The sequence below is a fragment of the Nonomuraea sp. NPDC001684 genome (assembly GCF_053596515.1).
Genome location: NZ_JBSFGJ010000628.1, coordinates 1 through 4318 on the forward strand (window position 1 = coordinate 1; position 4318 = coordinate 4318).

The following is a 4318-nucleotide window of genomic DNA, read 5'->3' on the forward strand; positions in this document are numbered from 1 at the left end:
CGTTGATGTCCAGGTACGTCCAACCGGCGTTCCTGGACGGCGCGAACTGGGTGTTCTCGGAGTAGTCGTTCCAGGTGGTGAGCTGGACCCAGTCGGCCTTGCCGTCGATGGCGCCCTTCCACGTCGCCCGCAGGTTCTCGGTGTTGCCCGCCTCGTCGAAGACGCCCTGGTTGGGGCGTTCGTCCTGGATCGACACCGGCTGCATCCAGATCTTGCCCATGCCGTGCGCGCGGTCGATGTTGCCGCCCAGGGCGGCGTTGGCGGCGGGGTTGCGGTTGCCCCAGTTGGAGAAGCCGTAGCTGATCGAGGCGAAGGCGTCCCGGTACTTGTTGAAGTCGAGGAAGCAGGGCACCAGCGCCACCTTGACGCCGTGCTCGGTCTCCATCGTCTTCATCCAGGCCGCCCACCAGGCGGCGGTGCGCCCCTCGGCCTTGAACGGCGCCACCACCAGACGGTCGTCGGCGAGCCGGTAGACCGACGTCGAGGCGGCCAGCTTCGCCATCGCGGCGGCGAACGCGGCGCTGTCCACCGAGGCCAGGCCGTTCGTGTCCGGCATCAGCACGATCTTGAACCCGGGGTCCACGGCCTCGGCGGCCTTGATCAGGTTCTGCACCCGCGTCCAGTGGGCGCTGGTGATCGACAGGATGTCGACGGTGAAACCGTCCAGGCCGGCCGCGATGGCCTGCCTGACCTCGGTCTTGAAGTCGGCCAGCGCGTAGTCGCCGCTGATCGGGTCGCGTCCGACCGGCCGGTCGCGCAGCAGGCCGCCGTAGGCGGCGTGCTTGCCGCTCTCGCCGTCCGGCTTGAGGTAGTTCCTGGCGTAGTAGTCGCCGGCCGGGGCCTGGTTGTCCAGCGACACCGGGTACGGCGTGAAGTAGTGCGCGAACACCTTCTTGGCCGACCCGCGCAGGGCCGCCTTCCCCGGCAGCACGAACGGCAGCGGCCCGTCGGTCTGGCCGCCGCCCTCGGTGTAGGTGACCGTGAGCTTCGGGCCGCGGTTCCCGGTCTCGCGCGAGGACATCAGCACGGTGGCGGCGTCGTCGTCGCCGGTGAGGGCGAAGGCGTACGTGCCGTCGCCCTCGACGGCGGCGGACACGTCCAGCTTGACCGTCGTCCCGGCGGTGAAACCGGTGTGCGAGGCGACGGGCGCGGCCCCGAGCTCGGGGCGGGTGTTCCAGGTCGTGGCCGCCTCGGTCCAGGAACCCGTCACGGGACGGACCGACACGGTGGTGTCCGTCGTCCTGGCCGGGACGACGTCCAGGGTGACCTTGACGTCCTCGGCGTCCGCCGGGATCCCGGTGACTTTGAAGCGGGTCAGGCCGACCCGCCGGCCCGCGGTGGCGCTGCCGCACGCGGCTCCGCAGACGCTCATCCAGGTCGCGGTCCCGAAGCTCTTGGCCGGCTCGGCCTGGCTGATGAACACGTCGTCCGTGGCGGCGAACGTCACGGTGAGGGGTGCGGCGAGGGGTGCGGTGAGGGGTGCGGTGAGGGGTGCGACGGCGGACGCCTGCGCGGGCGCCGCCGCGCCGGCGGGCGCGGCCGCACCCGCCAGCGCGGTGAGCATCGCCACCGCGACCGGCAGGGCCCGATATCGGTTGAGCATGGAACTCCCTTGGCTTTCGGTACGCCTCCGCAGCAGCGGAGCCGCGTTGCATCGCCAACGATGGAGCAAGATCGAGTCCCCGGCCAGGACTTCCGGATAAATCCCCCATTTGGAACGATGCTATTTTCGGCCCCTCGATACGTCATTGCGGTCAGACGGCCCGTCTCCGGACGGTCCCCTGGTCGGGCATGGCGCGCAAGCCGCGACTCGGGCAAGATGGACCAGCCCTTTTCTGTCTCCGCTTGGCCTGCGCGCACGACCGGGTCGATGTCATCATGGGCACACGGTGTGTGATTTCGGGTAGGAGGGATCGATGTCCGAGCCTTCCCCCGGCGCTGCCGCAAGCTGGCCGATCAGCCGGGACCTCGCGGCGCTGCGGGAGCTCGTCCGCCGTCACGCGCTCCAGGCCGGGCTCGCCTCCCAGCGCGGTGACGACCTCGCGCTCGCCGCCAACGAGGCGGTCACCAACGTCCTCGACCACGCGGGCGGGGCCGGCTGGGTGCACATCTGGGCCGACGACGACTTCCTCACCGTCGACGTCGGCGACCACGCGGGCCGCCTAGGGCCCGACGCCTGCCCCGACGCCCGTCCCCAGATCGGGCCGGGCGGTTACGGCCTGTGGGTGATGCGCCGCCTGTGCGACGAGTTCGTCATCACCCAGACCGGCGCCTCCTCCCAGGTCCGCCTCCGCATGGCCCGCATCCGCCCCACCGGCCCCTGACCCGACAGCGGGCCGGACGGGCGACCGGCCGCCCCGGTCAGGCGCTCTCGCCCACGCTGCGCCGGTGCCATTCGGCCAGCTCGACCAGCAGCCCGTCGGCCGCGCCGCCGAACATCGCGGCCAGTTCCTCCGCGTCGTCGACCACCACCACGTGGTCCAGCAGGTCCGCGCGCAGCCGGGCCGCCCTCGGGTCGCCGGCGCCGTCCGGGTCGAAGGCGGTGGCGGCCAGGAACAGGCCGCCGACGCCGGCCAGCGCCGCGGTCTGGCGGGCCTGCGTGCCGAGCACCGTCGCCGCGTCGGCCGGCACGGCGGGCAGCGCCGGCCGCCCGTCGCGCAGCAGCAACGTCAGCGGACGGCCGGGCACCTGCTCCCCCGCCTCGCCCGCCGGCACGTGGGCGCTCCCGTCGGCGTGCCGCGCCGCGTGCCGGGGACGCCCCCAGGGCAGGCCGTCGGCCTCGTCCTGCGCACTCGCGCGCGTGAACAGGCCGCCGTCGGCGTCGACGACGAGGTCCCCAGGCTGCCACTGCTCGCCATCAAGCGGAATGTGCGCATTCGTCATGCCTGAACGCTACGCCCTGGTTGCGACAAATCTTCGTGGCGTGCGGAGGCGCGAGCTGGGCATCTGTCAGGACATGGCGCAGGCGCAGGATTGGGGCAGGCCGCGGGTGGCGGTGTCGAGCTGTCTGCTCGGCGAGCCGGTACGGCACAACGGCGGGCACAGCCGGGCCCGTTTCCTGACGCAGGAGCTGGCGCCGTTCGTGGACTGGGTGCCGATCTGCCCCGAGATGGAGATCGGCCTCGGCGCGCCCCGCGAGACGCTGCGCCTGGAGCGTTCGCCCGCCGGCCCGCGCCTGATGACCCGGCAGAGCCGCCGCGACCTCACCTCCGCGATGGACGAGCTGGCCGCCGAACGTTCCCCGGCCCTGGCGGCCGACGGTTACGTGTTCAAGGCCAAGAGCCCGAGCTGCGGCATCCACGGCATCCCGCTGTACGCCGGTGACCACGCGGTGACCCGCGACAACCGGGGCCTGTTCGCCGACGCGGTGATCGAGGGCCACCCGCTGCTGCCCGTCGAGGACGAGGGGCGGCTCAACGACGCCGTCCTGCGGGAGGCGTTCGTCGAGCGCATCTTCGCCCACGCGCGGCTGCGCGAGCTGCTGGAGGGCGACTGGCGGCCGCGCGACCTGGTCGCCTTCCAGGCCAGGCACAAGATGCAGCTGCTGGCCCACTCCACCGAGGGCTACCGCGAGACCGGCCGCCTGGTCGCCGCCGCAGGCGTCCGGCCGCGCGAGGAGCTGGCCGAGGAGTACGGCACGGCGTTCCGGCGGGCGATGGCGGTCAAGGCGTCGATCGGGCGCAACGTCAACGTGCTGCAGCACTGCCTCGGCATGCTCGGCGACGAGCTCGACCCGGTGCGCCGCGCCGACCTGGTCGAGGTCATCGGCTCGTACGCGGCGCACCGGGTGGCGCTGAGCGTGCCGCTGACGTTGCTGCGCCACCACGCCCGCGGCGAGGCGGCCACCTACGTCCAGGACCAGACGTACTTCTCCCCCTACCCGGAGGAGCTGGGCCTGCGCAACCACGTGGTGTGACCCCGCCGCGCCGGGCGGGCCGGCGCGGCGGGGGACGCGCCTACGTGGGGGTGGGCTCGGTCGGCAGCGGGCCGTCCGGCTCGGGGGCGGCGGAGGCGCGCGGCGGCACATGGTGCACCCGCGCCGAGCCGATCTCGAAGTACAGCCCCACCAGCGTCAGCTGCCCGGCCCTGACCTGCTCGTCGACCTTGCGGTAGGTCCGCAGGTTCTCCAGCTGCTGCTGGATGTTGAGCCGGCACAGCGCGTCGAGGGCGGCGTCCTCGGCGGAGGCGTCGTGGCCGCCCTCGCCGAGCCGGTCGAGGCTGGGATGGCCGTGCCGCAGCCAGCGGCTCAGCTGCGGCAGGCCCTCGGTGGTCGCCGGGCCCTTCAGCAGCGCCGCCATCGCGCCGCAGCCGGAGTGGC

Annotated in this window: 5 protein-coding genes; 2 read left to right on the plus strand and 3 right to left on the minus strand. The window is 73.0% G+C overall.

What is annotated here, in order from left to right:
- Positions 1-1603 (minus strand): endo-1,3-alpha-glucanase family glycosylhydrolase (locus ACWCSD_RS48845; protein WP_449926055.1); only part of this gene is annotated, 1603 nt, incomplete at its 3' end.
- A gap of 313 nt (positions 1604-1916) precedes the next feature.
- On the opposite strand from ACWCSD_RS48845, the gene ACWCSD_RS48850 reads away from it, so the two are divergent.
- Positions 1917-2324, plus strand: a complete 408-nt coding sequence (locus ACWCSD_RS48850; RefSeq protein WP_449926058.1) for an ATP-binding protein — start codon at positions 1917-1919, stop codon at positions 2322-2324.
- Positions 2325-2361: 37 nt separating this feature from the next.
- On the opposite strand, the gene ACWCSD_RS48855 is transcribed toward ACWCSD_RS48850, so the two are convergent.
- Positions 2362-2883 (minus strand): hypothetical protein, encoded by a 522-nt coding sequence (locus ACWCSD_RS48855; protein ID WP_449926060.1) that lies wholly within the window; start codon positions 2881-2883, stop codon positions 2362-2364.
- 73 nt (positions 2884-2956) lie between these two features.
- Here ACWCSD_RS48855 and ACWCSD_RS48860 point away from each other — a divergent pair, with 73 nt between their 5' ends.
- Positions 2957-3916, plus strand: coding sequence for a YbgA family protein (locus ACWCSD_RS48860; RefSeq protein ID WP_387683091.1), 960 nt, complete (start codon positions 2957-2959; stop codon positions 3914-3916).
- 40 nt (positions 3917-3956) lie between these two features.
- Here ACWCSD_RS48860 and ACWCSD_RS48865 read toward each other — a convergent pair.
- On the minus strand, positions 3957-4318 hold a 362-nt coding region (locus ACWCSD_RS48865; protein ID WP_449926063.1), incomplete at its 5' end, for a carbonic anhydrase.

What these genes read in the sequence shown, in the direction of transcription:
- ACWCSD_RS48850 (WP_449926058.1), top strand. Translation starts at nt 1,917, where the DNA reads ATGTCCGAGCCTTCCCCCGGCGCTGCCGCAAGCTGGCCGATCAGCCGG.
- ACWCSD_RS48855 (WP_449926060.1), bottom strand. Translation starts at nt 2,883, where the DNA reads ATGACGAATGCGCACATTCCGCTTGATGGCGAGCAGTGGCAGCCTGGG.
- ACWCSD_RS48860 (WP_387683091.1), top strand. Translation starts at nt 2,957, where the DNA reads ATGGCGCAGGCGCAGGATTGGGGCAGGCCGCGGGTGGCGGTGTCGAGC.